The sequence below is a fragment of the Burkholderia sp. AU6039 genome (assembly GCF_002223365.1).
Taxonomy (GTDB): domain Bacteria; phylum Pseudomonadota; class Gammaproteobacteria; order Burkholderiales; family Burkholderiaceae; genus Burkholderia.
The window spans coordinates 2,298,583-2,320,774 of sequence record NZ_NKFK01000005.1; the positions used below are offsets into that span (position 1 = coordinate 2,298,583).

Below are 22,192 nucleotides of genomic sequence, written 5' to 3' on the forward strand. Positions count from 1 at the left end.
CGCAAAAATTGCCGCCGTCGCACACGCGACAGGTATGCAATACCTGTCGCCAAGCTCGCTCACCGATTCGTCTTACCATCCGTTACACAAACCACAGCGCGGTTGCACCTGCTACCGGATCGCTCTCCTAGAATCAGTCGGGCCGGGAAACACTTCGACCGGCGCCGCGGCAGAGCGGCGGTCGAATCCGGCCCGGGCGCGCCCGGTCTCTCGCACAGCGACGGATCACGTGATCCGTTTTTCAACCAGAGCCCCGATTGAAAGGAGGTCCCATGAACCGCTTTCCCCAACTCTCGCGCCTTGCTTTGTCTGCCGCTGGCCTGCTTCTCGTCGCCGTGACGGCGACCGCCCAAACCGCACAACCGGCACCGGCCTCGCCGAACGCACCGGCCGCCGCCGCGACGCGTATCCACGAAGCCGACCAGGCCTTCATCACCGACGGCACGAAGACCGTGTCAACGCAGCACGACGCGGCACGCATCGCCGATTCGCGCACGTCGGACAGCCAGGTCAAGGCGTTCGCGCAACGCGTGTCGACCGACGATGAAAAGATCATCCAGGCGATGCGCGCGGCCAGCCCGCGCGGCGTCGACGTGCCGGCCAACGATCCCGACACGGCCGTGCTGAGCAGCATCAAGAACCTGCGCGGCGCCGAGTTCGACAAGGCGTATATCGAGCAGGTCGCGCTCGCCGGCCAGCAGAAGGCCATCTCGGCATTCCAGGCCGAAATCGCGTCGGGCCGCGACACGAAGCTGAAGGAAGTCGCACGCCAGTCGCTGCCGATCCTGCAGAAGCACTACGCCGACGCGCAGAAGCTCGCGGAACGCCACCACCTCGCATCGGCGCAGTAACGCGCCGCAGCGCCGCGCATCACGCGCGGCGCACTGCTTCCCCCTGTCGTCGCGTCGCCGCTCCCCTTCCGGCGGCGCGACGCACGTCAAGCGTCACACTTCACGCTTCACGCGTGACACGTTACGTCGCGAGCTTCGCCAACAGCCGCGCACGCACCTCCGGCCATTCGTCGTCGATGATGCTGAAGCGCACCGAATTGCGCTTGCGGCCATCCGGCATGATCCGTTCGTGCCGCACGATCCCTTCCTGCTTCGCACCGAGCCGCAGGATCGCCGCGCGCGATTTCTCGTTCAGCTCGTCGGTCGTGAACTGCACGCGCACGCAGTGCAGCACGTCGAACGCATAGCCCAGCAGCAGCCATTTCGCTTCGGTATTTGCGCGCGTGCGCTGCGCCGATTCGCTCAGCCACGTATGGCCGATCTCGAGCTTGCGGTTCTTGCGATCGATCTTCCAGAAACGCGTGCTGCCGATCACGCGGCCCGATGCGCGATCGACGATCGCAAACGGCATCACGGTGCCGGCCGAACGCCCCTGCAATGCGGTGTCGATATACGCGTCGATCGTCTCGGGGCCCGGCACGACCGTGACCTTCAGGTTCCACAGCTGGCCGTCGGCAGCCGCGTCCAGCAGCGCCTGCCGGTCGGATGAATCGAGCGGCCTCAGTTCGACATGTTGGCCGGTGAGGATCGGTGGTTCGAGGGAAGCAGAAGCGTCGGTCATGAAGGGTTCCGGAAAGTGGCGGCGATGACGGCGAAACGCCCATCATACGGCCGCGTCAGCCGAGGAGCGCGGCCAACCGGCGGCGAATCGCCTTCGCCTCGCCGCGCAACGCGTCGGCAAACGCATCGACGAGCAGGCTCTTCGGCCGGTGCTCGGGCACGATCACGCTGACCCGGTACGGAAACGATCGCGTGAGCGGCCGCACGTGCAGGTCGCGCCCGACGAAATCGAGCGCGGTCAGCGGATTAACGATCGCGGCACCGAGCCCCTGCCGCACGAACGCGCACACCGACACGGCCGACGGTGTTTCGACGACCGAGCGCGGCGCCACGCCGAGTTGCGCGAACGCCTCGTCGATCAGGATGCGGTACGGATCGTTCAGCGACAGGCTCACGAACGGGCGATCCGCGAGATCCGGCAGATCGATCGCGTCCTGCGCGAGCAGCGGATGGCCGTCGGGCAGCACGCACACTTCGTCGACTTCGAGCAGCGGCGTGAGCACGGTGCCGGCCGGCGCGACGTCGCGCTCGGTCAGCCCGAGGTCGTAACGCTGCGCGGTCAGCCACTCTTCGAGCACCGGCGATTCCTGCGTCGCCACCGACACGCTGACGCCAGCATGCTGCTCGCTAAAACGCCGGCACGCACCGGGCAGGATCGCGTGCGAGAACGCCGGCAGCGCGATCACCGACAGTTGACCGTCACGAAACTCGCGCAGGCGCGCGGCGGTTGCGGCGACACGTTCAAGCCCCACATACGCGAGCCGCACGTCGTCGAACAGCGTGAGCGCGGCCATCGTCGGCCGCAGCCGGCCGTGCGCGCGCTCGAACAGCGCGAAGCCGACGACCTGCTCCATGCGCGCAAGCTCGCGGCTGATCGTCGGTTGCGACGTATAGAGCATCTCGGCCGCGCGCGTCGTGCTGCCGGTGACCATCAGCGCGCGAAAGACCTCGATATGGCGGTGCGTGAGCATGATCGTCTATATCAGATATGAATCGAATGTCGATAAACAGGCATTTTACTGTATAGACGATCAGGTGCATCATTCCCGTTATCCGTTCATTCGACCCGATTCATCTGCCATGTCCCTCGATTCCCGCCAGCTCGCGACGCTCGCGCAGCAATACGGCACCCCGCTGTGGGTGTACGACGCCGACGTCATCCGCGACCGCATCGCCCAACTGCGCCAGTTCGACGTGATCCGCTATGCGCAGAAGGCGAACTCGAACGTCCATATCCTGAAGCTGATGCGCGAGGAAGGCGCGTGCGTCGACGCCGTATCGCTCGGCGAGATCGAGCGCAGCCTCGCGGCCGGGTTCAGTCCCGCCGGCGAGCCGGAAGGCGTCGTGTTCACGGCCGACCTGATCGACCGACCGACGCTCGCGGCCGTGCTGAAGCACGGCGTGACCGTGAACGCCGGTTCGCTCGACATGCTCGCGCGCATCGGCGAGCACGCGCCCGGCCATCGCGTGTGGCTGCGCGTCAACCCCGGTTTCGGCCACGGTCACAGCAACAAGACCAACACCGGCGGCCCGCAGAGCAAGCACGGCATCTGGATCGACGACGTGCCGCGCGCGATCGAGATCGTGCGCCAGTACGGGCTGAAGCTCGTCGGCATCCACATGCATATCGGTTCGGGTGTCGACTACGGCCACCTGTCGCAGGTGTGCGATGCGATGGTCGATCTCGTCACGTCGCTCGGCCATGACATCGACGCGATCTCGGCCGGCGGCGGCCTGTCGATCCCGTATCGCGACGGCGAGCCGCGCGTTGACGTCGATCACTACTTCAGCCAGTGGGACGCCGCGCGCAAGCGGATCGAGCGTCATCTCGGCCACCCGGTGCGCATCGAGATCGAGCCGGGCCGCTTCCTCGTCGCCGAAGCCGGCACGCTCGTCACCGAAGTGCAGGCCGTCAACCGCCGGCCGAAGCACGACTTCGTGCTGATCGACGCGGGCTTCAACGACCTGATGCGCCCGTCGATGTACGGCAGCTACCACGCGGTGTCGGTGCACACGCAGGATGGCGCGCTGCCGGCCGGACGGCCGCTCGTCGATCTCGCGATCGCGGGGCCGCTGTGCGAATCGGGCGACGTGTTCACGCAGGACGCGGGCGGCGTGGTCACGCACCGCAAGCTGGCGCAGCCGCAGATCGGCGACCTGCTGTTCCTGCATGATGCAGGCGCGTATGGCGCGTCGATGTCATCGAACTACAACAGCCGGCCGCTCGCGCCGGAAGTGCTCGTCGATCGCGGCACGCCGCGGCTGATTCGCCGCCGGCAGACGATCGGCGAATTGCTCGCGCTCGAAACGTTCGAGTAACGCCTGCATGACGGAACGGGGTGCGCGGCCTGCGCGCCCCGGCCGCCCCCCCCTACCTCACCGTCACGCGCACGTCGGCACCCGCCGCGCGCCACGCCTTCAGCAACGCCGCGCGCCGCCGTGGATAGCGCACCTCCAGCGGTTCGAGCGCGACGATGCGATCCGCCCGGAAATGCCGGAAATCGTTCCGGTCTTCGCACCACGCCGCCAGGATCCGCACGTCATTGAAATAGCCGAGCGCGAACGGCCACACGATCCGTTCGTCGACCGTTTTTCGGCGCTCGCCCGCATAGCGGATCCCGAGCTTGCTTTCGGTGCGGATCGCCGCGCGCACGACACCCATGTCGATGGTTTCCCGATCCACGATCGTGCGCGGGCCGACGAGCAGTGTCGTGCATTCCATCTCGCGGCGCAGCTCGGCCGGCAGCACCGCGGAAATCTTCGCGAGGGCATCGTCGGCAGCCGCCGTGAGCTGCGCATCGGCAAACTTCCCGACCCAGCGAAAGCCGAGCATCAGCGCTTCCAGTTCCGTCTGCGAAAACATCAGCGGCGGCAGCATGAATCCCGCACGCAGCACATAGCCGATACCGGGCTCGCCTTCGATGTCCGCGCCCTGTGCCTGCAGCGACGCGATATCGCGATAGACCGTTCGGAGGCTGATGCCGAGCTCCCCGGCCAGCACGCGGCCGCTCACCGGGCGGCGGTGGCGCCGCAGCACCTGCAGCAGCGAGAGCAATCGTTCGGCACGCGTCATCGTTCCATGCTGCCACTTTCTGACAGCATCCATTCATAGAATGACATGCATCTTAATCGAACCCAGGACGGCTCCGCATGACTTCCCCGAATCTCGTTCTTCTGTATGTCGAGGACCCGGCGCGCAGCGCGCAGTTCTACGCGCGCCTGTTCGGGCGCGCGCCGGTGGCCGCGTTTCCCACCTATGCGGCATTCGCGTTCGACAACGGGCTGCACCTGGGCCTGTGGTCGACCAGCGCGCGCGATTTCGTGTCGGGCGGCGCCGGCCACCGGTCGGAGCTGGCGTTCATGGTCGACGACGACCGCGAAGTCAGGCGCCTGTACGACGCATGGCAATCGCTCGGCGTGCCGTTCGAGCAAGCGCCGATGACGGCCGTGTTCGGCCTGACGTTCGTCGCGCTCGACCCGGACGGCCACCGCTTGCGCGTGTGCACGCCGGACGCTTGAGTGCGCGCGGACGCGACCTTGACCGGTCGCGCCCGCGCATCGGTTCAGGCTTGTACGTCAGCCCGCGCGCCGCACGGGCGCCATTTTCGAGAAGTATTTCGCGCCCGCCACGCAGCCGACCACCACGACCGTCACCGCGACCATCGACGGCGGCACCGTCTCGTGCAGCAGCCCGGCCGCCAGCAGCAAACCGAAGAACGGCTGCAGCAGCTGCAACTGACCGACCCCTGCGATCCCGCCGAGCGCGAGCCCGCGATACCAGAACACGAAGCCGATCAGCATGCTGAACAGCGACACGTACGCGAGCCCCCACAGCGCGGCAGCATCGACGCCGTCGAACGACACGGGCCAGGTGAACCACGTGAGCGGCAACATCAGCGGCAGCGACAGTACGAGCGCCCACGAGATCACCTGCCAGCCGCCCAGCTCGCGCGACAGGCGGGCGCCTTCCGCGTAGCCCAGCGCGCACGCGACGATCGCGGCCAGCATCAGCGCATCGCCGACCACCGACGCCTGGCCGCCGTTGCGCAGCGCAAATGCGGCCACCGCGCCGCTGCCGATGATCGAGAAGATCCAGAACGGCAGCCGCGGCCGTTCGCCGCCGCGCCACACGCCGAACAGCGCGGTCGCGAGCGGCAGCAACCCGACGAACACGATCGCGTGCGCTGATGTCACGTGCTTCAGCGCGAGCGCCGTCAGCAGCGGAAAGCCGATCACGACCCCGAGCGCGACGATGGCGAGCGACACGGCCTCGGCACGCGTCGGGCGCCGCTGCTTCAGCCCGACGAGCAGCAGCAGGCCGAGCGCGCCGGCGATCGTCGCGCGCGCAAAGGTGAGGAACAGCGGGTCGAGCCCCTGCACCGCGATACGCGTCGCGGGCAGCGAGCCACTGAAGATGATCACGCCCAGCAGGCCGCTGAGCCATCCGTCGGTCGTCTTTTGCACGGGAAATCCTGAACGGGGAAAGTGGATGACCGATGATCCGCCGCCCGCGAAAAGCGCGTAAGCTACAGCCCAATACAATTCGGACAAACTGTACTGGACAACCGGCCGTACAGTTCAATCTTTGCCATGAGCCAGGCCGCCCCGCTTCCCGTTCCACCTACCCCGTCGCGCACGCGGGTGGAGACCGTGATGGATACGTTGCGCGCACGCATCGCGAGCCGCGCGCTGGTGCCCGGCGCGCGCGTGCCGTCGATCCGGATGATGGCGGACGCGCTGGGCGTGTCGAAATCGACCGTCGTCGATGCGTACGAGCGGCTCGCGAGCGAAGGCGTGCTGGTCGCGCGGCGCGGCTCGGGCTTCTATGTGTCGGGGCATGCGCCGCCGCTCGCGCTCGCCGATCTCGGCCCGCAGCTCGATCGCGGGCTCGATCCGCTATGGCTGTCGCGCCAGTCGCTCGAAGCGGCGCCGACGTCCGTGAAGCCCGGTTGCGGATGGCTGCCGCCATCGTGGCTGCCGGACGAGAGCCTGCGCCGCGCGCTGCGCGCCGCGTCGCGCGACGAAGCCGACGCGCTGACCGACTACGCGACACCGCTCGGCCTGCCCGCGATGCGCCAGCAGCTCGCCTGGCGACTCGCGCAGCACGGCGTCCAGGCCGAACCCGCGCAGATCATGCTGACCGACGGCGGCTCGCACGCGCTCGATCTCGTCTGCCGGCTGCTGCTGGAGCCGGGCGACACGGTCGTGCTCGACGATCCGTGCTACTTCAACTTCCAGGCGCTGCTGCGCGCGCACCGTGCGCGGATCGTCAGCGTCCCGTACACGCCGAACGGCCCCGATCTCGCGCGCTTCGAGCAAGTGCTCGCCGAGCATCGGCCGCGCCTGTACATCACCAACTCGGCGCTGCACAACCCGACCGGCGCGACGCTCGCGGCGCCCGTCGCGCACCGGCTGCTGACGCTCGCGGCCGAACATGGCCTGCTGATCGTCGAGGACGACATCTTCGCGGATTTCGAGAGCACGCCTGCACCGCGCCTCGCGGCCTTCGACGGGCTGTCGCGGGTCGTGTCGATCGGCAGCTTCTCGAAGACGCTGTCGGCCGCGATCCGCTGCGGCTACGTCGCCGCGCGCCCGGAATGGATCGAGGCGCTCGTCGACCTGAAGCTCGCGACGTCGTTCGGCCATGCGCAGATCGGCGCGAACGTCGTCCACCGGTTGCTCGTTGATGGCACGTACCGGCGCCACGTCGACAGCCTGCGTGCGCGCCTCGCGGACGCGATGGGCGAAACGCTCCGGCGCGTCACGCGCGCCGGGCTCAGGATCTGGACGGAGCCGCGCGGCGGCCTGTTCGTGTGGGCGGAGTTGCCCGACGGGCTCGACGCCGCGCGCGTCGCGCGCCATGCGCTGGACCACGACGTGGTGCTCGCGCCCGGCAATGTGTTCAGCGCGTCGCACAATGCAACGTCGTACCTGCGCTTCAACGTGTCGCGCTGCAAGGGACCGGCGGTGTTCGATGCGCTGGCGCGGGCGATGGAGGCGGTGCGGGCGGAGGACACGACCAGGCACGTGCTCGCCCGCGAATCATGACCGCAGGCAGGCGAGCGCGCTAGCTGCCGGCCGCCACGATCTCCGCGACGAAATCGACGAACGCCCGCACCTTCGCGGGCGGCAAGTGGCGCGACGGGTAGTACGCGAACAGCGGAAATGCCTCGCCGCGCCAATCCGCAAGCAGCTCGACGAGCCGCCCCTGTTCGATCAGCTCCGCCACCCCGCTCGCCTTGAAGCGTGCGATGCCGACGCCGGCCAGGCATGCGCCGAGCATCGTGCCGGCGTCGTTGACGAGCAGCCTGCCCGTCGTCTTCACGGGCACGCGCTTGCGGCCGAGCTGATAGACCCATTCGAGCGGCTGGCCGGTCAGCGTGTTGCGCATCTGGATGCACGCATGGCCGACGAGGTCGGCAGGCGCCTCGGGACGCCCGTATCGTTTCACGTACGCAGGTGCGGCGACCGTCACCGCTCGCGTCTCCAGCAGCTTGCGCGCCACCAGCGACGACGAAGGCGGTTCGCCGAACCGCACCGCGACATCGAATCCTTCGGCGACCAGATCGCCGAGTTGCTCGCGCGCCGCCAGTTCAAGCGACAGATCGGGATGGCGCGCCAGCAACGCGGGGAGATGCGGCGCCAGCACCCGCCGCGAAAAATACGCGTCGACATTCACGCGCAGCCTGCCGCGCACCGCCGCGGCCGAACCGGCGGCCAGCGTGACCGCGTCGCCGATGCCGGCGAGCAGCGGGCCGATGTCCTCGTACAGGCGACGCCCCTCGTCCGTCAGCGTGACCGAGCGCGTCGTGCGATCGAGCAGCCGTACGCCGACCCGCGCCTCCAGCCGGCCCACGGCCCGGCTGACACCGGACGGCGACAGGCCGAGCGCGTCGGCCGCGCGCGCGAAGCTGCCGCTTTCGACGATCGCGGCGAGCACGCCCACGTTCGCCAGGATCCGCCCGTCGATGCTCATGATTTCACTCATGACAAAAGATCACCAATCAAATGACATGGATTCGATTCCATCAGGAATCGCCGCTCCCTATCATGCAACCCGATGCATCGCGACGGCAAGCCCGGTCGTTCCGGCATGCCGCTTCTCCACTTCTCGATGAGGATTTCGAATCATGTACGCCATTACCGGAATCACCGGACAGGTCGGCGGCGCACTTGCCCGCACCTTGCTCACCGCGGGCCAGCCCGTACGGGCCGTCGCGCGCGACGCCAATCGCGCCGCGCCGTGGGCCGCGCGCGGCTGCGACGTCGCACTCGCCGACATGACCGACACCGCCGCGCTGACGACGGCCTTCTCGAACACGGCCGGCGTATTCGTGCTGCTGCCGCCCTACTTCGATCCGTCGCCCGGATTTCCCGAAACGCGCGCGGTCATCGACGCCGTCGGCGCGGCGTTGCGCACCGCGCGGCCGCGCAAGGTCGTCTGCCTGTCGACGATCGGCGCGCAGGCAACGCAGGTAAACCTGTTGACGCAGTTGACGATGATCGAGCAGGCGTTCGGCGACCTGCCGATGCCCGTCGCGTTCCTGCGCCCCGCGTGGTTCCTTGAAAACGCCGCATGGGACGTCGCGACCGCGCGCGACAACGGCGTGATCCACAGCTTTCTGCAGCCGCTCGACCGCCCGGTGCCGATGGTTGCCACCGAAGACGTCGGCCGCACGGCGGCGGCCCTGCTGCAGGACGAATGGACGGGCGCGCGCATCGTCGAACTCGAAGGACCGCGGCGCGTCAGCCCGAACGACCTGGCCGCCGCGTTCGCCCGCGTGCTCGGGCGCCCCGTACAAGCCGAGGCCGTCCCCCGCGACACATGGGCCGGCCTGTTCGATCGGCAGCAGATGCGCTACCCCGAACCGCGCATGCGTATGCTCGACGGTTTCAATGAAGGCTGGATCGACTTTGCGTCGGCGCCTGCGGATGTCCTGAAGGGGAACCTCGACGCAGACGCCGTGCTGCGCACGCTTGTCACGCGCGCCGCCTGAGTGGCAACGAGGCGGCGGGTCGCCCCGCCGCCTGCCTCACACCTCCCCCGCGTGCGCCCTCGCCCGCACTTCGGCAAACGACGTATCGACGAGCAGGCGCCCGGTATCGAACACCGTCTCCAGCGCGTCCTCCCACTCGCCTTCCAGCATCCGGTCGTCCCACGCGGCGGGCAGCGTCGTCGTCCGATATTCACCGGTGCGGAAACTGCGCAGCAGCGTCAGCCGCCCCTTCTTCGAGCGCTTGCCCTGATCGGTGACCGGATCCTTGCAGACGTCGTGCCACACGCCGCCGCGCCGGATCGCCGAGCACTTCATCGCAAAGCGCTGCGTATCGCGGTTCACCTGCTGCAGCAGCCCGCCGCCCATGCCGAACACGACGTTGCCGGCCGCATAACCCGCGTCGTCGAGCGCGGACAGAATCGCGTCGATCGACAGTTCGTCGACACCGTCGCCCTGGATCACGCGCACGCGATTCAGCACGCGTCGCCCCTTGCCGTTCACGGTCGAGCCGAACGATGCGTCGAGCGCGCGCACGGTCTGCAGCACGATCGCCACCGGGTCGCCCGAATCGGGCCGCACGACCAGCGTCGCGCCGGAATCGAGCACGGCCTGCCGAAGCTCGCCGCCCCACAGATCGAGCGCGGCGAACAGATCGTAGGAGTCCGACACGACCGATACGATTGCACCGGGCAGACCAAAGCGGCGAATCATGTTCCGGTACGCATCGGCTTCGTGTTCGCGTCCCCACGACGTGATCGTGCTGTGTTCGGCCGCCGGCACCGAGTAGGCGGCCATCGGTTCGCGATAGAAGCGATTCGCGGCCAGCACGCCGAGCACCGTATCCGAGCCCATGAAGTTCACGAGGTGTGCGGCACCGCCGATCGCGGCCGACTCCGCACTCGATACACCGCGCGCGCCGAAGTCGTGCAGCTTGAACGGCAGTTGCGCGAGATCGTCGTCGGTCTTCTCGAGGAAGCGGCGGATCGTCTGCCGCAGGTGCCAGCTTCGCGTCGCAACCGTCACCGGATACCACACGCGCAGCAGCATCGTCTCGAGATACGACGCGAGCCAGAACACCCGCGGGTCGTCGCATTCGACCGTCATCAGCACGTTGTGCACCGGCACGACCGAGCCCTCGGGCACCGCGCGGATCTTCACCGGCAGGTAGCCGTCGTAGCGTTCGACGATATAGCGCCAGCCTGCCTCGTTGAACGGCTCGCCGTGCACCGTGAAGAAATCGCGCGCCTCGTCGATCATCGCGTGCGTGATCGGCTTGCACAGATATTCCTTCAGCAGCATCTGCAGGCCGAAGAACACCGTGCGGTCGTAGCGGCCGCCGCGCGATTCGACGTACGAGAACATCGCCGACGCGTCGGGCGGATATTGCAGGAAGTGGGAAGCCTTGTACGAATCCGTGTTGAGGATCGGATTGGCGAGAACCGCGGCAAAGCCGCCGAGATCGTTTTGCATGGCTAGAGCTCCTCTAGGCCGTTGAAGTGCCGCCGCGTCTGTCGCGGCGGACGGAATGCGGGGAATCAGCGGATCACAGCTTCCCCAGGAAGTGATACGCGATGTCGAAGTGATCCTCGAACATCACGCTGCGCATCTGCGCGAACTCGTTGAGCGGCACCCAGCGCGCCTTGTCGGCGTCGTCGCTGCCCTTCACGCGCGGCAGCTCGCCGGTCGGGAAGTTGAACAGGCACGCATGCGTGATCGTGCGGCCGCGCAGCGAGCGCGTCGGGTGATCGAATACCTGGCGATCCTTGATCGAGCCGCGCAGCACGGGCTCCGGCAACTTCAGGCCGGTTTCCTCGCGCAGCTCGCGGATACAGGCCGCGTCGAGCCGCTCGTCCTGGTTCACGAACCCGCCCGGCAGCGCCCACAGGCCGCGGCCCGGCTCGCTGCGGCGGCGCACGAGCAGGATATGGCCCGAGTGCACGACCACCGCGTCGACCGTCACGAACGTGACGGGATACGGGGCCGCCGCCCACGCCTTGCGATACCCGGCGATGAATTCGGCTTCCGACTTCAGCTGTGCGAATTCCGGCTGCGTGCGAAAACGCTCGAGCCAGCCGAACACGGGTTCCGGCACCGCCCACTGCACGAAGCTGTTGGTGCGCTCGGCGAAATACTGGTCGCGGATCTCGGTGGCGGAAATGTCTTCGGTCGCATCGACGTCGACGAGCTCCCATTGCGGGAACATCCGCAGGTAATACGACGTGGCGTCCTTCTCGTGGCCGATCAGGCCGACCTTGCGCTGCGCGATGTCGCCAAGCGCGGACGCGACGGCGTCCTGCACCCAGCGGACCCAGTCGCCGTCGTTGTAGGTCGAATCCTGCAACGGCGCGATGGTGACGCGGTCGCGCTCGGACGCGTCGAGCAGCGAAGCCAGCATCTGACGGCGCTCGTCGAACGAGAACGGATCTTTGATGGTGCGGGGCTTGTCGGTCGATCCGATCAGCACGCACACGCGCTCGGCCCGGCTCAGTGCCGACTTCAGCACGTTCAGGTGACCACGATGCGGAGGCTGGAAACGACCAATGAAAACGAGCGCGTCGAAGCGCCGGTTCTGTTGCGTACTCATGAGGCTCCCTCAAGAGATTGAAACGCTTCGGGTCTTTCCCGAAGGGTTGAAACGAATCCTAGGGGAAATCCCGAGGTGCGTCAATCGAGCCCGTTCGAGCCCCTCCTCGACTTGACGAAGTCTGACGAAACACGCGTTATTGGCGGGTTACACTCGATTTCATCCTAATCCGCGCCAGGGCGCCCGCCATCATGAGGATCTCAGTCAGCCGCACCGTCGGCGTCGATCGCAGACGCCTCTTCACGTGGTCGCAGGATTACGCGCGTCGGCTCGTGTGGGACAGCTTCCTCACCGACGCCTACCTGCTCGACGGCATGACGGCGGACGTCGGCGTCGACGCGTTCTGCCGCAGCCAGTCGGGCGCGACGATGGTGTCGCGCTACATCTCGTACCGTCCGCCGCAGGTCGCCGCCGTCGAAATGGTCGACGGGCCGAAAGTGCTCGAGCGCTTCAGCGGCAGCTGGAACTTCACCGAGCACACGCCCGGCACGACCGAAGTGAAATTCACGTACCACTTCCGCGCCCAGCCGGCCTGGCTGCGCTGGCTGCTCGAACCGCTGATCGGCGCGTTCTACCTCGTGCAGACGCGCCGGCGTCTCGATTCGTTCAAGCGCTGGGCCGAAGCCGAGGCGCTGCCGCACTGACCGGCGAGCGCGGGCCCCACGGCCCGGCTCGTCCGCGCCACCTCCCCCCGAATACGTCCGAACGCGCGATCGCCGCGCCGTCCCGGCATGCGCCGCGCATTTGCCAGATTCACCGAACCCGGGGAAACTACGGGCGGCCGTCACCCGGACGGCGCGCCCCGACCGAGAGAACGGGGCACCTCTCACTGCAACGGCTTCGACACGAACCTACTCCAATGAGCCTGATATCCCGATTCTTTGGCCGCAAGGAAGAACCCGAAAACCCCGTCGCGCTGGTCGCGGCACCCGACGTCGAGAACCCGCTGAGCGTGACGGTCGTCTTCGACGGCCCGCTGCAGGTCGATATCGCTGCGCTGACGGCCGCGCTACGCGCGTACCACCCGAGCATGAAGCAGGCGCGCGTCGAGACCGAGCCGACGCTGCAACAGGTATTCGGGCTCGCCGGCTGGGGCAACCACGTCGTCCGGCTCGTCGGCTTCGACGCACCCTATCCGTCCGAGGCCCTGGAAGCGTGTGTCGCGCCGGCCCACTACGGGCAGGACCTGAAGCAGCAGGTGCGCGCGAGCCGCAGCCACGTGATCCTCTACTACGCCGGGCACGAAGCCAATCCGCTCGACCAGTATGTCGCGCTGGCGGCCGTCGCCGGCGCGCTCGCCGAACAGAACGGCCTCGCGGTGCTGAACGAGCACGCGCACACGTCGCTGCCGGCCGGCGTCTTCAATGCGAAGGAACTCGGCGAGGAAAGCCTCGAGGTGCTGCGGGACATCCCGCTGAACCTGTTCTTCTGCGGCTTCGTGAAATACGAAGTCGAAGGCGTCGACGGCGTGTGGATGCGCACCTATGGCGCCGACGTGTTCGGCCTGCCCGATTTCGCCGCGCTCGCGGAAGGCCATCACGAAGGCGAACGCTATTCGGGCATCTTCAACAACGTGATGCACTACCTGCTGGAAAGCGGCGCGCGCATGCACGCCGGCGAAACGATGCAGATCGGCGCGGAAACGTTCATGAAGCTGCGTGAGCCGCTCGAGCAAGAGTATTACCTGCAAGGGCCCGCGCAGGTGCTGGTGGCCGAGTTGATCTCGGCGGATCAGATCAATCGCTGATTTCACCTCGCCGTATCTCGCCGCACGGCGCAAGGGTTCAAGGCCTGACGAACCGCGTGCGCCGCTGCGTCACGTGACGGCGGCGTGACAGCCGCCATTCCAACCCGATGAGGAGCACTCCGTGTTTGGCATTCGCCTGGGTCTCACGCTGGCCGCCATCGGCCTCTCGCTATCGGCCCACGCCGACAGCATCGACTGCACGCGCGCAAAGACGCGCACCGAGCGCCTGATCTGCAGCGACAAGGCGCTCGTGTCGGCCGACAGCACATTGGCAAGCGCCTACTACGGCGCGATCGACATCGCAGCCGACCAGCAGGCCGTCGTCCGATCGCAACGCGCATGGCTCGCGCAACGCGATGCGTGCGCCGATGCAGCCTGCATCGCCACCGCTTACCGCGACCGTACGGCAGCGCTGAAGCAGGTGAAGCACGCAGGCTGGAAAACCTATCGCGATCCGGCGCTCGGCATCTCGTTCGAGTACCTCGGGAACCGCCAGATCAAGAAGCCCTGCCCTGAAATCGGCGGCGACCGGTGCGTCGCGATCGTCGGCCGCAACATGACGAACAGCAGCTATTTCATCGCGTTCGAGATCGTCGATGGCGCGCTCGAGCCCGTTGCGGAAAAGGAAGCCGGATTCGAGCGGCAGGACGACGGCAAATGGATGTCGACGTATGGTCGCGGCACACCGCAAGCAGTCGAACGCTTCTCCGGCGCCGGCTGGAGCGGCATGCGCGCGACGATCACGTGCGGCATCAGCGATCCGGAAACCGGCTTCCACGCGGCCGGCGGCGACTGCTATTGGGCCGTGCTGAGCAACGGCAAGCGCGCGGCCGTCGCGAATACGCAGGGTATCGTCGGCACCGACGACGCGACGATGCACAGCGTGTCGTCGTTCCGGTTCGAGCGTTAGCGGGAACGTCGTGACGTGCAATCACCCGGGCATGAATCGACGTGCGATGCGTCATCGCAACGACACCTCGGCAGCCTGTCGCCGACATCCGCAAGCGTAAAAACGCACTGCATGGCCCGATCCGCAACGGCCGCTCCTCCAGCCGCGCTGTTCGACCCGCATCCGCGCTAACGCGCACCGCCCCCGCGCAACGGGAACGTTTCCGCCCCCGCATCGCGGCGCAACGTGACCTCCGTACCCGTCAGCCATCCTGACGATTTCAGGATCGGGCGTGCGATCGCGTACAGGCGGTCGGCGCCTGGGCCATAGAAATACAGATAGCCGTCGTTGCCATCGCGATGCAATTCGGTCTCGCCCAGCTCGCCGGCACCCGCCTGTTTCACCGCACGATCCAGCCGTTGCTCCAGCGCGTGAAGGCGCGCCTTGTCCTTCTCGTAGTAATCGAAGTGCACCATCACGACCGGCCCCGGCGGCTTCGGCGGCACGTCAGCGGCCGCGTTGGCGGCAAGCAGCGTCCAGCCGAGCAACGCGGCACACCGGATTCTGTTACGCATATCGGCAAAGGAAGTGAATCGCCCGCTCACGTCGGCGCGCCGCCGCGCGCAACCTGCTGCCGGACTTGCGCCTGCGTGCCGAGCGCCGCGGCGATCGCATCGACCGCATCGGCCGCACGCGCCGCGCCGCACATGAACGCGTCGACGGCCGCGAAGCGATGCTCGGGCCACGTGTGGATCGTGATGTGCGATTCGGCGAGCAGCACGACGCCCGTCACGCCATGTTCGCCGCCGAAATGATGGAAATGCGCGCCGATCACGCGCGCGCCGGCCTGCTGCGCCGCTTCGGTGAGGATCGACTCGAGCCGGGCGGTGTCACGCAGCAGCGCCGCGTCGATGCCGGCCAGGTCGGCCAGCACGTGCGAGCCGAACGTCGCGCACGGCGGCGTGATCCCGTCGCGCGCGGTCATTTGTGCGACCCGTACGACGAGTACCCGCTGCGCGCCGACGAACTGCCCCAGCCGCTGCCGCCCGAGCCGCTGCCGCCGATCGATGCGCAGCTGAACAGCGTGACGACGATCAGGCCATAGATACCGTAGAGGATGTACCGGATCACGCGTTGTCCCCGTCCGATGCAAAGCGCTTCCACAGCCATTCAGGCAGCCACAGCACCAGCAGGCCGATCAGCAGGTAAACGGAACGGCCGCTGAACGAGAACAGCGAGCCCATGTTCAGGATCACGAGCAGCGCGCTGAACACGAGCGGCAGCGGCGCAAAACTGTGCGGGCCCTTCCGGCCGAACAGGCCCGTCGTCGCGGTGGCGCCGGTTGCCGCCGCAGCCGCGGCCGTCGCGAGCGCCGGCGTGCCGAAGCGTTCGGCAAGCGTGCTGGCCGACAGCGGCCGCGCGCGCGACCAGACGATCTCCGCGTCGCTGCGCTCGCGCGTCAGCTTGTCCTTCTGCCAGCCGTAGTCGATGATCGACGTGCGATCGCCGACCTGCACGCGCCAGTTGAACGCACCGACCACGTAGACGACCTCCGAATCGTATTCCTCGCGCAGGCGGTAGGTCTTGTCGCCGTCGGTCACGTCGGCATCGCTGCCGATCGTCGGCCACTGGTCGAGCACCTGCACGCGTTCCCAGCGCCCTTCGCTCTGCACGAGCCACAGGAACCCGCGCTTCGGGTTCAGCAGCAGGTATTCGTCCCACGTCTCTTCGTCGTCCGGCACGCGGCAACGCATCATCCCGATCACCGTGTACTTCACGCCGTCGAACGTGCCGATCGCGCCGAGCTCCAGCGCCCCCTTCACCGCTTCGAGCTTGCGCTGCGCCGCGAACACGGTCTGCTGCTCGGCCGTGCACTGCACGCCCGCATGGCAACTGCCGCACACCACGTAGTCGGCGACGTTCGGCGCATACGACAGCGGCGCGCCGCAGCTCGGGCACGCGAACGGCACCATCTCCGCGCCGCGCTTCTCGCGCGTATCGTGGTCGGTATCGCGCAGCCCGGTGAAGGCGAGCGCATCGAATTCGAGCGCTTCGCCCGTATAGACGGCCGGGCTCCCGCCGTTCGCATCGGCATCGGAATAGTCGTAGGTCGCAAACGCGTTGCCGGTGCGCAAGTCGACGACGCGTGCCTCCCAGCCGGCATCGACGCGGAACGGCAGTTCGCCGTCGCCGCCCGTGCAGCGCGCGGTGCGCACGTCCGACACGAGAAACGCGCGGCCGCCATGGTCGATCCGCATGCCCGGCTCCAGCGTGCCGAACGCAGGCCATGCGCCGCCGGACGCATCGTCGGGCTCGCGCACCGTGATCGCATACTGGCCCGACGCATCCGACAGCCAGCCGAACGTGCCATCGTCGAACACGACGTACCACTCGCTCCACGCGCCGGCGTCGTAGGTCATCTGGATGCGCCCGAGCACCGTGAACGCACGCTTGCCGTAGCGACCGGCCGTACCGATCTGGATCGGCGACGCATCGTCGAGCACCGTGGCCAGTTCGCCGATGCGTTCGACGTCGGTGCCCCGCTTGAGCAGCGTGCTGCGACAGAACGCGCAGACGGCCATCACCGCCGCCGCCGAGCGAAACTCGACCGGCGCGCCGCACTGGGGGCACGAGGTACTGAACATGCGCGACGCTTACCGGGTGAGCTTCGCGAGGATCTCGGCCTTCGCGCGCGAATATTCGTCTTCGGTCACGAGGCCCTTGTCGAACAGCGCCTTCAACTGTTCGAGCCGCTGCACGTAATCGGTGCCTTCCGCCGGTGCGGCAGCCGGTGCGGCGGCCACCGGTGCCGCGGCAGGCGCAGGCGGTGCGGCCGGCGCCGGTTGCGCGGCGCCCGCCATCTGGCCGGCCATCGCCTGCCCGATCGCCGCCCCCGCGGCAAGCCCCGCGCCGATCCCGGCGATGCCGCCCGGGTTCTGCGCGGCGAGCGGAATCGCCTGCGCCGTCTGGTATTGCGTGGCGCGCGCGAGATCGCCGGCCATCCCCGCGCCGATCCGCAGATCGAGCGCCTTCTGCAGTTCGGCCGGCAGCGACACGCTTTCAACGGCGAACGCGTCGAGCGCGAGGCCGTAGCGCGTGAACACCGGCACCAGCGCCTCGGCGACGCGCTGCGACAGCAGCGACTGGTTCGCGGCCATGTCGACGAACGGCACGTCAGCCGAGCCGAACGTCGTGCTCATCGCGGTGACGACCAGGTTGCGCAACTGCTGTTCGAGATCGTCGACCGTGTACTGCGCGCGCGTGCCGCTGACTTCGCGATGGAACGCGCCCGCATCGACGATCCGGTACGAGTAGATGCCGAACGCGCGCACCTGCACGAAGCCGAATTCGCGATCGCGGATCGTCACCGGCTGCGCGGTGCCCCAGCGCCGGCCGAGCTGCAGCCGCGTGCTGAAGAAATAGACGTCCGACTTGAAAGGCGACTGAAAGAATTTGTCCCAGTTCTTCAGGTACGTGAGCACCGGGAGCGTGTTCGTTTCGAGCGTGTACAGCCCCGGCTGGAACACGTCGGCGACCTTGCCTTCGTTCACGAAGATCGCGACCTGGGTCTCGCGCACGGTCAGCTTGCCGCCGTACTGGATTTCCTGGTCTTCCATCGGATAGCGCCAGGCCAGCACGCCGTCGGTGTCTTCCGTCCATTGCAGGACGTCGATGAACTGCTTGCGGATGAATGAACCCAGACTCATGTCGGTCTCCTCGAAACGCGTGGCGCGTCAGGTCAGGCAGGCGGCATTGATGATGCCGACGACGAGCGACGCGGTGCCCATCAGGCCGCCCATCGCGACGTTGCGATCCTCAATCGCATGATTCATGCCGGGCATCAGGCGCGTCAGCGCCGCGTAGGTAATCAGTTGCACGGCCATCGCGCCGACCGCCCAGATCACGACTTCGCCGAGCGTGGAATTGTGCGCGATGCTGGAGGCGAGCGTCAGGCAGAAGCCGATCAGCGCGCCGCCGAACGACAGCGTCGCGGCGGCGTTGCCGTCGCGGATCAGCGCCAGTTCGTCGAACGGGGTGACCTTCAGGTACACTGCCGCGAACACAAGAAGCAGCACGAACGCCGACAGTAAATGAACCGCATAGAGATAGGCACTATTCATTCTTTCCCTCGGATTTTGTGCTCGGTTCGCCGCCCCGTCGCCGGCCGGCCCGCACAGGGCCAGCAGACAAAATTCCGCGCCAGTATATCCACATTGCCGACCGCCGCACAACGGACGCCCCATGCTGCATAGGCGCGCGCTCGTCCTGTCGATTCTCGTGCTCGCATCGTGCGGGCTCGGCTACGAACTGATCAGCAGCGCGCTGTCCAGCTACCTGCTCGGCGATTCGATCCTGCAGTTCTCGTCGGTGATCGGCAGCTACCTGTTTGCGATGGGGATCGGCTCGTGGCTCGCGAAGTTCGTCGAGGACGACGACGTGCTCGACCGCTTCGTCGACATCGAGCTGCTCGTCGGCCTGCTCGGCGGCGTGTCGGCCGCACTGCTGTTCGCGGTGTTCGCGTGGCTCGCCGCGCCGTTCCGCGCGGCGCTCTATGCACTCGTGCTGGCGCTCGGCCTGCTGATCGGGATGGAGATCCCGCTCGTGATGCGCGCGTTCCAGCAGCGGCGCCAGGCGTTCCGCCATACCGTCAGCGAAGTGCTCACCTTCGACTATCTCGGCTCGCTCGCCGTGTCGCTGATCTTCCCGCTGGTACTCGCGCCGCGTCTCGGCCTGCTGCGCACCAGCTTCCTGTTCGGGCTCCTGAATGCGTTCGTCGCGCTGTGGACGACGCACCTGTTCCGCGACGAGATCCGCAACGTACGCGGCAAGCTGATGCGCGCATCGCTCGTGATCGGGCTGCTCGTCGCCGGCTTCGCGCTGTCGGACCGCATCACGCACTGGGCCGAACACGGCGTGTACGGCGACGAGACGATCTATTCGGAAACGACGCCGTACCAGCGCATCGTGCTCACGCAGTGGCACGACGACATGCGGCTGTACCTGAACGGCAACCTGCAGTTCTCGTCGCGCGACGAGCACCGCTATCACGAGGCGCTGATCCATCCGACGATCGAAGCGCTGCCGTGGGCGAAGCGCGTGCTCGTGCTCGGCGGCGGCGACGGCCTCGCGGTGCGCGAACTGCTGAAGCACCACAACCTCGAACAGATCACGCTCGTCGATCTCGATCCCGCGATGACGAAGCTGTTCTCCACGTCCGCCCCGCTCGTCAAGCTGAACCAGGGCGCGCTGAAGGACCCGCGCGTGCACGTGATCAACGACGACGCGGTGCGCTGGCTCGAATCGAATGCCGACGTGTACGACGCGATCGTCGTCGACTTTCCCGACCCGACCAACTTCGGGCTCGGCCGGCTGTATTCGGTGCCGGTGTTCCGGCTGCTCGCACGCCACCTGTCGGAGAACGGCTACGCGGTGATCCAGTCGACCTCGCCGTATTTCGCGCCGCACGCGTACTGGACCATCATCGCGACGCTGCACGAAGCCGGGCTCAACACGTGGCCGTACCACTGCTACGTGCCGTCGTTCGGCGACTGGGGTTTCGTGATCGCCGGCAAGCGCCGCGACTTCACGGTACCGACGCACTACGCGGTGCCCACGCGCTGGCTCGACGCGCAGACCGCCGCCGAGATGTTCCACTTCCCGGCCGACATGCCGGCGCTGCCGATGTCGCCGAACGAACTCAACGACCAGCCGCTCGTGCGCCGCTTCGACGACGACTGGAAACACGTGCTGCGCTGATGGACCGCCGCACGTTCCTCGTCGCGTCGGCGGCCGCGTCGCTCGCCGCCTGCGGGCGCACCGGCTGGATCGAGACGACGCCGCATGTCGGCTACCCCGGCATGCGCGAAGGCCATGCGCTGCGCGACCATGCAACGCTGCCGCCGCCGTCCGGCACGATCGAGACCGACGTCGCGATCCTCGGTGCGGGCGCGGCCGGGCTGTCGTGCGCATGGCAGCTCGCGCGCGCGGGGCACCAGCGCTTCACGGTGCTGGCCGGCCCCGAATTCGGCGGCAACGCGGCCGGCGGCCGCTTCGGCGATCTCGGTTACCCGAAAGGCGCGCACTACCTGCCGCTGCCGTCGCTCGAATCCACGCACCTGCGCGACATGCTCGCCGATCTCGGCGTAATCGAATCCGCACCGTTCTCCGCGCGCCCGGTGTACGACGAGCGCGTGCTCGTTCATGCGCCGGACGAGCGGCTCTTCATCGCCGGGCAATGGCAGGACGGCATCGTGCCGACGGTGGGCGTCGGCGCCGACGAACTCGCGCAGCAGGCACGCTTCTTCGCGTACACGGACGGGCTGCGCACCGCACGCGGCGCCGATGGCCGCAAGGTGTTCTGCATCCCGATCGCGGAATCGTCGCGCGACCCGCGCTGGCGCGCGCTGGACCGGCGCTCGTTCCGCCAGTGGCTGCTCGACGAGGGCTACACCGCGAAGGCGCTGCACTGGTACCTGAATTACTGCTGCCGCGACGACTATGGCGCAGGCTACGAGCATGTGTCGGCATGGGCCGGGCTGCACTATTTCTCGTCGCGCGGCGGCCATGCGGGCGATGCGAGCGACGGCGCGGTGCTGACCTGGCCAGACGGACTACACACGATGGTGACGAAGCTCACCGATTCGATCACCGCGCGCACCGGCTCGAACACGTGGTCGCGCGACGGCTTCGCGGTGCGTGCGACCGAACGCGCGGGCGGCGTCGACGTGCTGTGCGCGCGCATCGGCAACGACGGCGCGCTGTCGACGTTCATGCTGAAAGCGCGGCGCGTCGTCTGCGCGATGCCGCTGTTCGTCGCGGCGCGCGTGTTTCCGCAGCTTGCCGCGTACGGCTTCGATCCCGCGCGCGACTTGCCGCCGCGTGCGCCGTGGCTCGTGTCCAACTTCCTGCTCGACGGCATGCCGGCCGAGGAAGCGGGCGTGCCGCTCGCGTGGGACAACGTCGTCTACGACGGCGCGGGGCTCGGCTATGTCGTGTCGACGCACCAGATTATTCGCCTGTCGCCGCCGACGCGCTCGGTGTTCTCCGCGTACCAGGCATTGAGCACGCAGGCGCCCGACGACACGCGCCGCTGGCTCGCGCAGGCCCGACCCGACGCGTTGCGCGAACAGGCGGCGACCGACCTGCAGGCCGTCTACGGGCGCGAACTGTGGAAACATGCGACGGCGCTCGAGATCACCGTGCGTGGTCACGCGATGGCCACGCCCGACGTCGGCTTCCTGAGCCGGCCGGGGCTGCTCGCGCTGCGCGACGCCGACGGCCCCGTCGTGTTCGCGCATGCAGATCTGTCCGGGCTGTCGCTGTTCGAGGAAGCGTCGTACTGGGGCGTGCTCGCCGCCCGGCGCGTGCTGGCCTGACGGCCGTCCTCCGTCATTGCGGCGCCGC

23 protein-coding genes are annotated in these 22,192 nt (G+C 67.7%); 10 read left to right on the plus strand and 13 right to left on the minus strand.

Annotated elements, in window-relative coordinates:
- Window positions 1-272: 272 nt before the first annotated feature.
- Window positions 273-851, plus strand: coding sequence for a DUF4142 domain-containing protein (locus CFB39_RS28040; protein ID WP_089475271.1), 579 nt, complete (start codon window positions 273-275; stop codon window positions 849-851).
- Between the two features lie 121 nt (window positions 852-972).
- Here CFB39_RS28040 and CFB39_RS28045 read toward each other — a convergent pair whose 3' ends face one another.
- Window positions 973-1,572 carry a GNAT family N-acetyltransferase gene (locus CFB39_RS28045; RefSeq protein ID WP_089475272.1) on the minus strand — a complete coding sequence of 200 codons (600 nt, stop codon included), beginning with the start codon at window positions 1,570-1,572 and terminating at the stop codon, window positions 973-975.
- A 55-nt stretch (window positions 1,573-1,627) separates the two neighbouring features.
- Complete coding sequence (locus CFB39_RS28050) at window positions 1,628-2,542, minus strand: LysR family transcriptional regulator (RefSeq protein WP_089427034.1); 915 nt, start codon at window positions 2,540-2,542, stop codon at window positions 1,628-1,630.
- Window positions 2,543-2,651: 109 nt separating this feature from the next.
- Between CFB39_RS28050 and lysA the strand changes: the two genes are divergently transcribed.
- A complete protein-coding gene (gene lysA / locus CFB39_RS28055; protein WP_089475273.1) occupies window positions 2,652-3,890 on the plus strand; it encodes a diaminopimelate decarboxylase in 1,239 nt (412 codons plus the stop codon).
- Window positions 3,891-3,942: 52 nt separating this feature from the next.
- On the opposite strand, the gene CFB39_RS28060 is transcribed toward lysA, so the two are convergent.
- Window positions 3,943-4,644, minus strand: coding sequence for a YafY family protein (locus tag CFB39_RS28060; protein WP_089475274.1), 702 nt, complete (start codon window positions 4,642-4,644; stop codon window positions 3,943-3,945).
- 77 nt (window positions 4,645-4,721) lie between these two features.
- Here CFB39_RS28060 and CFB39_RS28065 point away from each other — a divergent pair, with 77 nt between their 5' ends.
- Window positions 4,722-5,090 (plus strand): VOC family protein, encoded by a 369-nt coding sequence (locus CFB39_RS28065; protein ID WP_089475275.1) that lies wholly within the window; start codon window positions 4,722-4,724, stop codon window positions 5,088-5,090.
- A gap of 57 nt (window positions 5,091-5,147) precedes the next feature.
- Here CFB39_RS28065 and CFB39_RS28070 read toward each other — a convergent pair whose 3' ends face one another.
- Window positions 5,148-6,035, minus strand: coding sequence for a DMT family transporter (locus tag CFB39_RS28070; RefSeq protein WP_089475276.1), 888 nt, complete (start codon window positions 6,033-6,035; stop codon window positions 5,148-5,150).
- Window positions 6,036-6,161: 126 nt separating this feature from the next.
- Here CFB39_RS28070 and CFB39_RS28075 point away from each other — a divergent pair, with 126 nt between their 5' ends.
- The gene (locus CFB39_RS28075) at window positions 6,162-7,619 is read left to right on the plus strand and encodes a PLP-dependent aminotransferase family protein (protein WP_089475277.1); all 1,458 of its coding nucleotides are present in this window, start codon (window positions 6,162-6,164) and stop codon (window positions 7,617-7,619) included.
- 19 nt (window positions 7,620-7,638) lie between these two features.
- On the opposite strand, the gene CFB39_RS28080 is transcribed toward CFB39_RS28075, so the two are convergent.
- A complete protein-coding gene (locus CFB39_RS28080) occupies window positions 7,639-8,547 on the minus strand; it encodes a LysR family transcriptional regulator (protein WP_089475278.1) in 909 nt (302 codons plus the stop codon).
- Window positions 8,548-8,701: 154 nt separating this feature from the next.
- Here CFB39_RS28080 and CFB39_RS28085 point away from each other — a divergent pair, with 154 nt between their 5' ends.
- Window positions 8,702-9,568, plus strand: a complete 867-nt coding sequence (locus CFB39_RS28085) for an NmrA family NAD(P)-binding protein (protein WP_089475279.1) — start codon at window positions 8,702-8,704, stop codon at window positions 9,566-9,568.
- Window positions 9,569-9,604: 36 nt separating this feature from the next.
- Here the strand turns inward: CFB39_RS28085 and CFB39_RS28090 are convergent, their stop codons facing one another.
- Entirely contained in the window at window positions 9,605-11,038 is a 1,434-nt protein-coding gene (locus tag CFB39_RS28090) for a nicotinate phosphoribosyltransferase (protein ID WP_089475280.1), read from the minus strand.
- Window positions 11,039-11,111: 73 nt separating this feature from the next.
- A complete protein-coding gene (locus CFB39_RS28095; RefSeq protein ID WP_089458618.1) occupies window positions 11,112-12,152 on the minus strand; it encodes a bifunctional nicotinamide-nucleotide adenylyltransferase/Nudix hydroxylase in 1,041 nt (346 codons plus the stop codon).
- A 191-nt stretch (window positions 12,153-12,343) separates the two neighbouring features.
- Here CFB39_RS28095 and CFB39_RS28100 point away from each other — a divergent pair, with 191 nt between their 5' ends.
- From CFB39_RS28100 to CFB39_RS28110, 3 genes are all read left to right on the plus strand, one after another.
- The gene (locus tag CFB39_RS28100; RefSeq protein ID WP_027789550.1) at window positions 12,344-12,796 is read left to right on the plus strand and encodes a type II toxin-antitoxin system RatA family toxin; all 453 of its coding nucleotides are present in this window, start codon (window positions 12,344-12,346) and stop codon (window positions 12,794-12,796) included.
- Between the two features lie 215 nt (window positions 12,797-13,011).
- Complete coding sequence (locus tag CFB39_RS28105; RefSeq protein ID WP_089475281.1) at window positions 13,012-13,899, plus strand: DUF4261 domain-containing protein; 888 nt, start codon at window positions 13,012-13,014, stop codon at window positions 13,897-13,899.
- 121 nt (window positions 13,900-14,020) lie between these two features.
- Window positions 14,021-14,809, plus strand: coding sequence for a lysozyme inhibitor LprI family protein (locus CFB39_RS28110; protein WP_089475282.1), 789 nt, complete (start codon window positions 14,021-14,023; stop codon window positions 14,807-14,809).
- Window positions 14,810-14,976: 167 nt separating this feature from the next.
- On the opposite strand, the gene CFB39_RS28115 is transcribed toward CFB39_RS28110, so the two are convergent.
- The 6 genes from CFB39_RS28115 to CFB39_RS28135 are packed head-to-tail and all read right to left on the minus strand — an operon-like array spanning window position 14,977 to window position 18,909.
- The gene (locus CFB39_RS28115) at window positions 14,977-15,363 is read right to left on the minus strand and encodes a hypothetical protein (RefSeq protein WP_089475283.1); all 387 of its coding nucleotides are present in this window, start codon (window positions 15,361-15,363) and stop codon (window positions 14,977-14,979) included.
- Between the two features lie 26 nt (window positions 15,364-15,389).
- A complete protein-coding gene (speD, locus tag CFB39_RS28120; RefSeq protein ID WP_089433008.1) occupies window positions 15,390-15,773 on the minus strand; it encodes an adenosylmethionine decarboxylase in 384 nt (127 codons plus the stop codon).
- Window positions 15,770-15,919: a hypothetical protein gene (locus CFB39_RS40365; protein ID WP_155291822.1), complete on the minus strand. Its 150-nt coding sequence runs from the start codon at window positions 15,917-15,919 to the stop codon at window positions 15,770-15,772. Before CFB39_RS40365 ends, speD begins: the two co-directional genes overlap by 4 nt.
- On the minus strand, window positions 15,916-17,433 hold the full coding sequence (locus CFB39_RS28125) for a DUF4178 domain-containing protein (protein WP_089475284.1): 1,518 nt from the start codon (window positions 17,431-17,433) through the stop codon (window positions 15,916-15,918). Before CFB39_RS28125 ends, CFB39_RS40365 begins: the two co-directional genes overlap by 4 nt.
- A 9-nt stretch (window positions 17,434-17,442) precedes the next feature.
- Entirely contained in the window at window positions 17,443-18,495 is a 1,053-nt protein-coding gene (locus CFB39_RS28130) for an SPFH domain-containing protein (RefSeq protein WP_089475285.1), read from the minus strand.
- A 27-nt stretch (window positions 18,496-18,522) separates the two neighbouring features.
- Window positions 18,523-18,909, minus strand: a complete 387-nt coding sequence (locus CFB39_RS28135) for a DUF350 domain-containing protein (protein WP_011354425.1) — start codon at window positions 18,907-18,909, stop codon at window positions 18,523-18,525.
- 121 nt (window positions 18,910-19,030) lie between these two features.
- Here CFB39_RS28135 and CFB39_RS28140 point away from each other — a divergent pair, with 121 nt between their 5' ends.
- The gene (locus tag CFB39_RS28140) at window positions 19,031-20,545 is read left to right on the plus strand and encodes a polyamine aminopropyltransferase (RefSeq protein ID WP_089475286.1); all 1,515 of its coding nucleotides are present in this window, start codon (window positions 19,031-19,033) and stop codon (window positions 20,543-20,545) included.
- Window positions 20,545-22,164, plus strand: coding sequence for an NAD(P)/FAD-dependent oxidoreductase (locus CFB39_RS28145; protein ID WP_089475287.1), 1,620 nt, complete (start codon window positions 20,545-20,547; stop codon window positions 22,162-22,164). Before CFB39_RS28140 ends, CFB39_RS28145 begins: the two co-directional genes overlap by 1 nt.
- Window positions 22,165-22,192: the final 28 nt, after the last annotated feature.

Bases quoted from the DNA above. Each gene is read 5' to 3' on its own strand.
- CFB39_RS28065 (WP_089475275.1), top strand. From the start codon at position 4,722: ATGACTTCCCCGAATCTCGTTCTTCTGTATGTCGAGGACCCGGCGCGC.
- CFB39_RS28100 (WP_027789550.1), top strand. From the start codon at position 12,344: ATGAGGATCTCAGTCAGCCGCACCGTCGGCGTCGATCGCAGACGCCTC.
- CFB39_RS28095 (WP_089458618.1), bottom strand. From the start codon at position 12,152: ATGAGTACGCAACAGAACCGGCGCTTCGACGCGCTCGTTTTCATTGGT.
- CFB39_RS28075 (WP_089475277.1), top strand. From the start codon at position 6,162: ATGAGCCAGGCCGCCCCGCTTCCCGTTCCACCTACCCCGTCGCGCACG.
- CFB39_RS28125 (WP_089475284.1), bottom strand. From the start codon at position 17,433: ATGTTCAGTACCTCGTGCCCCCAGTGCGGCGCGCCGGTCGAGTTTCGC.
- CFB39_RS28140 (WP_089475286.1), top strand. From the start codon at position 19,031: ATGCTGCATAGGCGCGCGCTCGTCCTGTCGATTCTCGTGCTCGCATCG.
- CFB39_RS28045 (WP_089475272.1), bottom strand. From the start codon at position 1,572: ATGACCGACGCTTCTGCTTCCCTCGAACCACCGATCCTCACCGGCCAA.
- CFB39_RS28060 (WP_089475274.1), bottom strand. From the start codon at position 4,644: ATGACGCGTGCCGAACGATTGCTCTCGCTGCTGCAGGTGCTGCGGCGC.
- CFB39_RS28080 (WP_089475278.1), bottom strand. From the start codon at position 8,547: ATGAGCATCGACGGGCGGATCCTGGCGAACGTGGGCGTGCTCGCCGCG.
- CFB39_RS28130 (WP_089475285.1), bottom strand. From the start codon at position 18,495: ATGAGTCTGGGTTCATTCATCCGCAAGCAGTTCATCGACGTCCTGCAA.
- CFB39_RS28085 (WP_089475279.1), top strand. From the start codon at position 8,702: ATGTACGCCATTACCGGAATCACCGGACAGGTCGGCGGCGCACTTGCC.
- CFB39_RS28040 (WP_089475271.1), top strand. From the start codon at position 273: ATGAACCGCTTTCCCCAACTCTCGCGCCTTGCTTTGTCTGCCGCTGGC.
- speD (WP_089433008.1), bottom strand. From the start codon at position 15,773: ATGACCGCGCGCGACGGGATCACGCCGCCGTGCGCGACGTTCGGCTCG.
- CFB39_RS28090 (WP_089475280.1), bottom strand. From the start codon at position 11,038: ATGCAAAACGATCTCGGCGGCTTTGCCGCGGTTCTCGCCAATCCGATC.
- CFB39_RS28115 (WP_089475283.1), bottom strand. From the start codon at position 15,363: ATGCGTAACAGAATCCGGTGTGCCGCGTTGCTCGGCTGGACGCTGCTT.
- lysA (WP_089475273.1), top strand. From the start codon at position 2,652: ATGTCCCTCGATTCCCGCCAGCTCGCGACGCTCGCGCAGCAATACGGC.
- CFB39_RS28050 (WP_089427034.1), bottom strand. From the start codon at position 2,542: ATGCTCACGCACCGCCATATCGAGGTCTTTCGCGCGCTGATGGTCACC.
- CFB39_RS28145 (WP_089475287.1), top strand. From the start codon at position 20,545: ATGGACCGCCGCACGTTCCTCGTCGCGTCGGCGGCCGCGTCGCTCGCC.
- CFB39_RS28105 (WP_089475281.1), top strand. From the start codon at position 13,012: ATGAGCCTGATATCCCGATTCTTTGGCCGCAAGGAAGAACCCGAAAAC.
- CFB39_RS28135 (WP_011354425.1), bottom strand. From the start codon at position 18,909: ATGAATAGTGCCTATCTCTATGCGGTTCATTTACTGTCGGCGTTCGTG.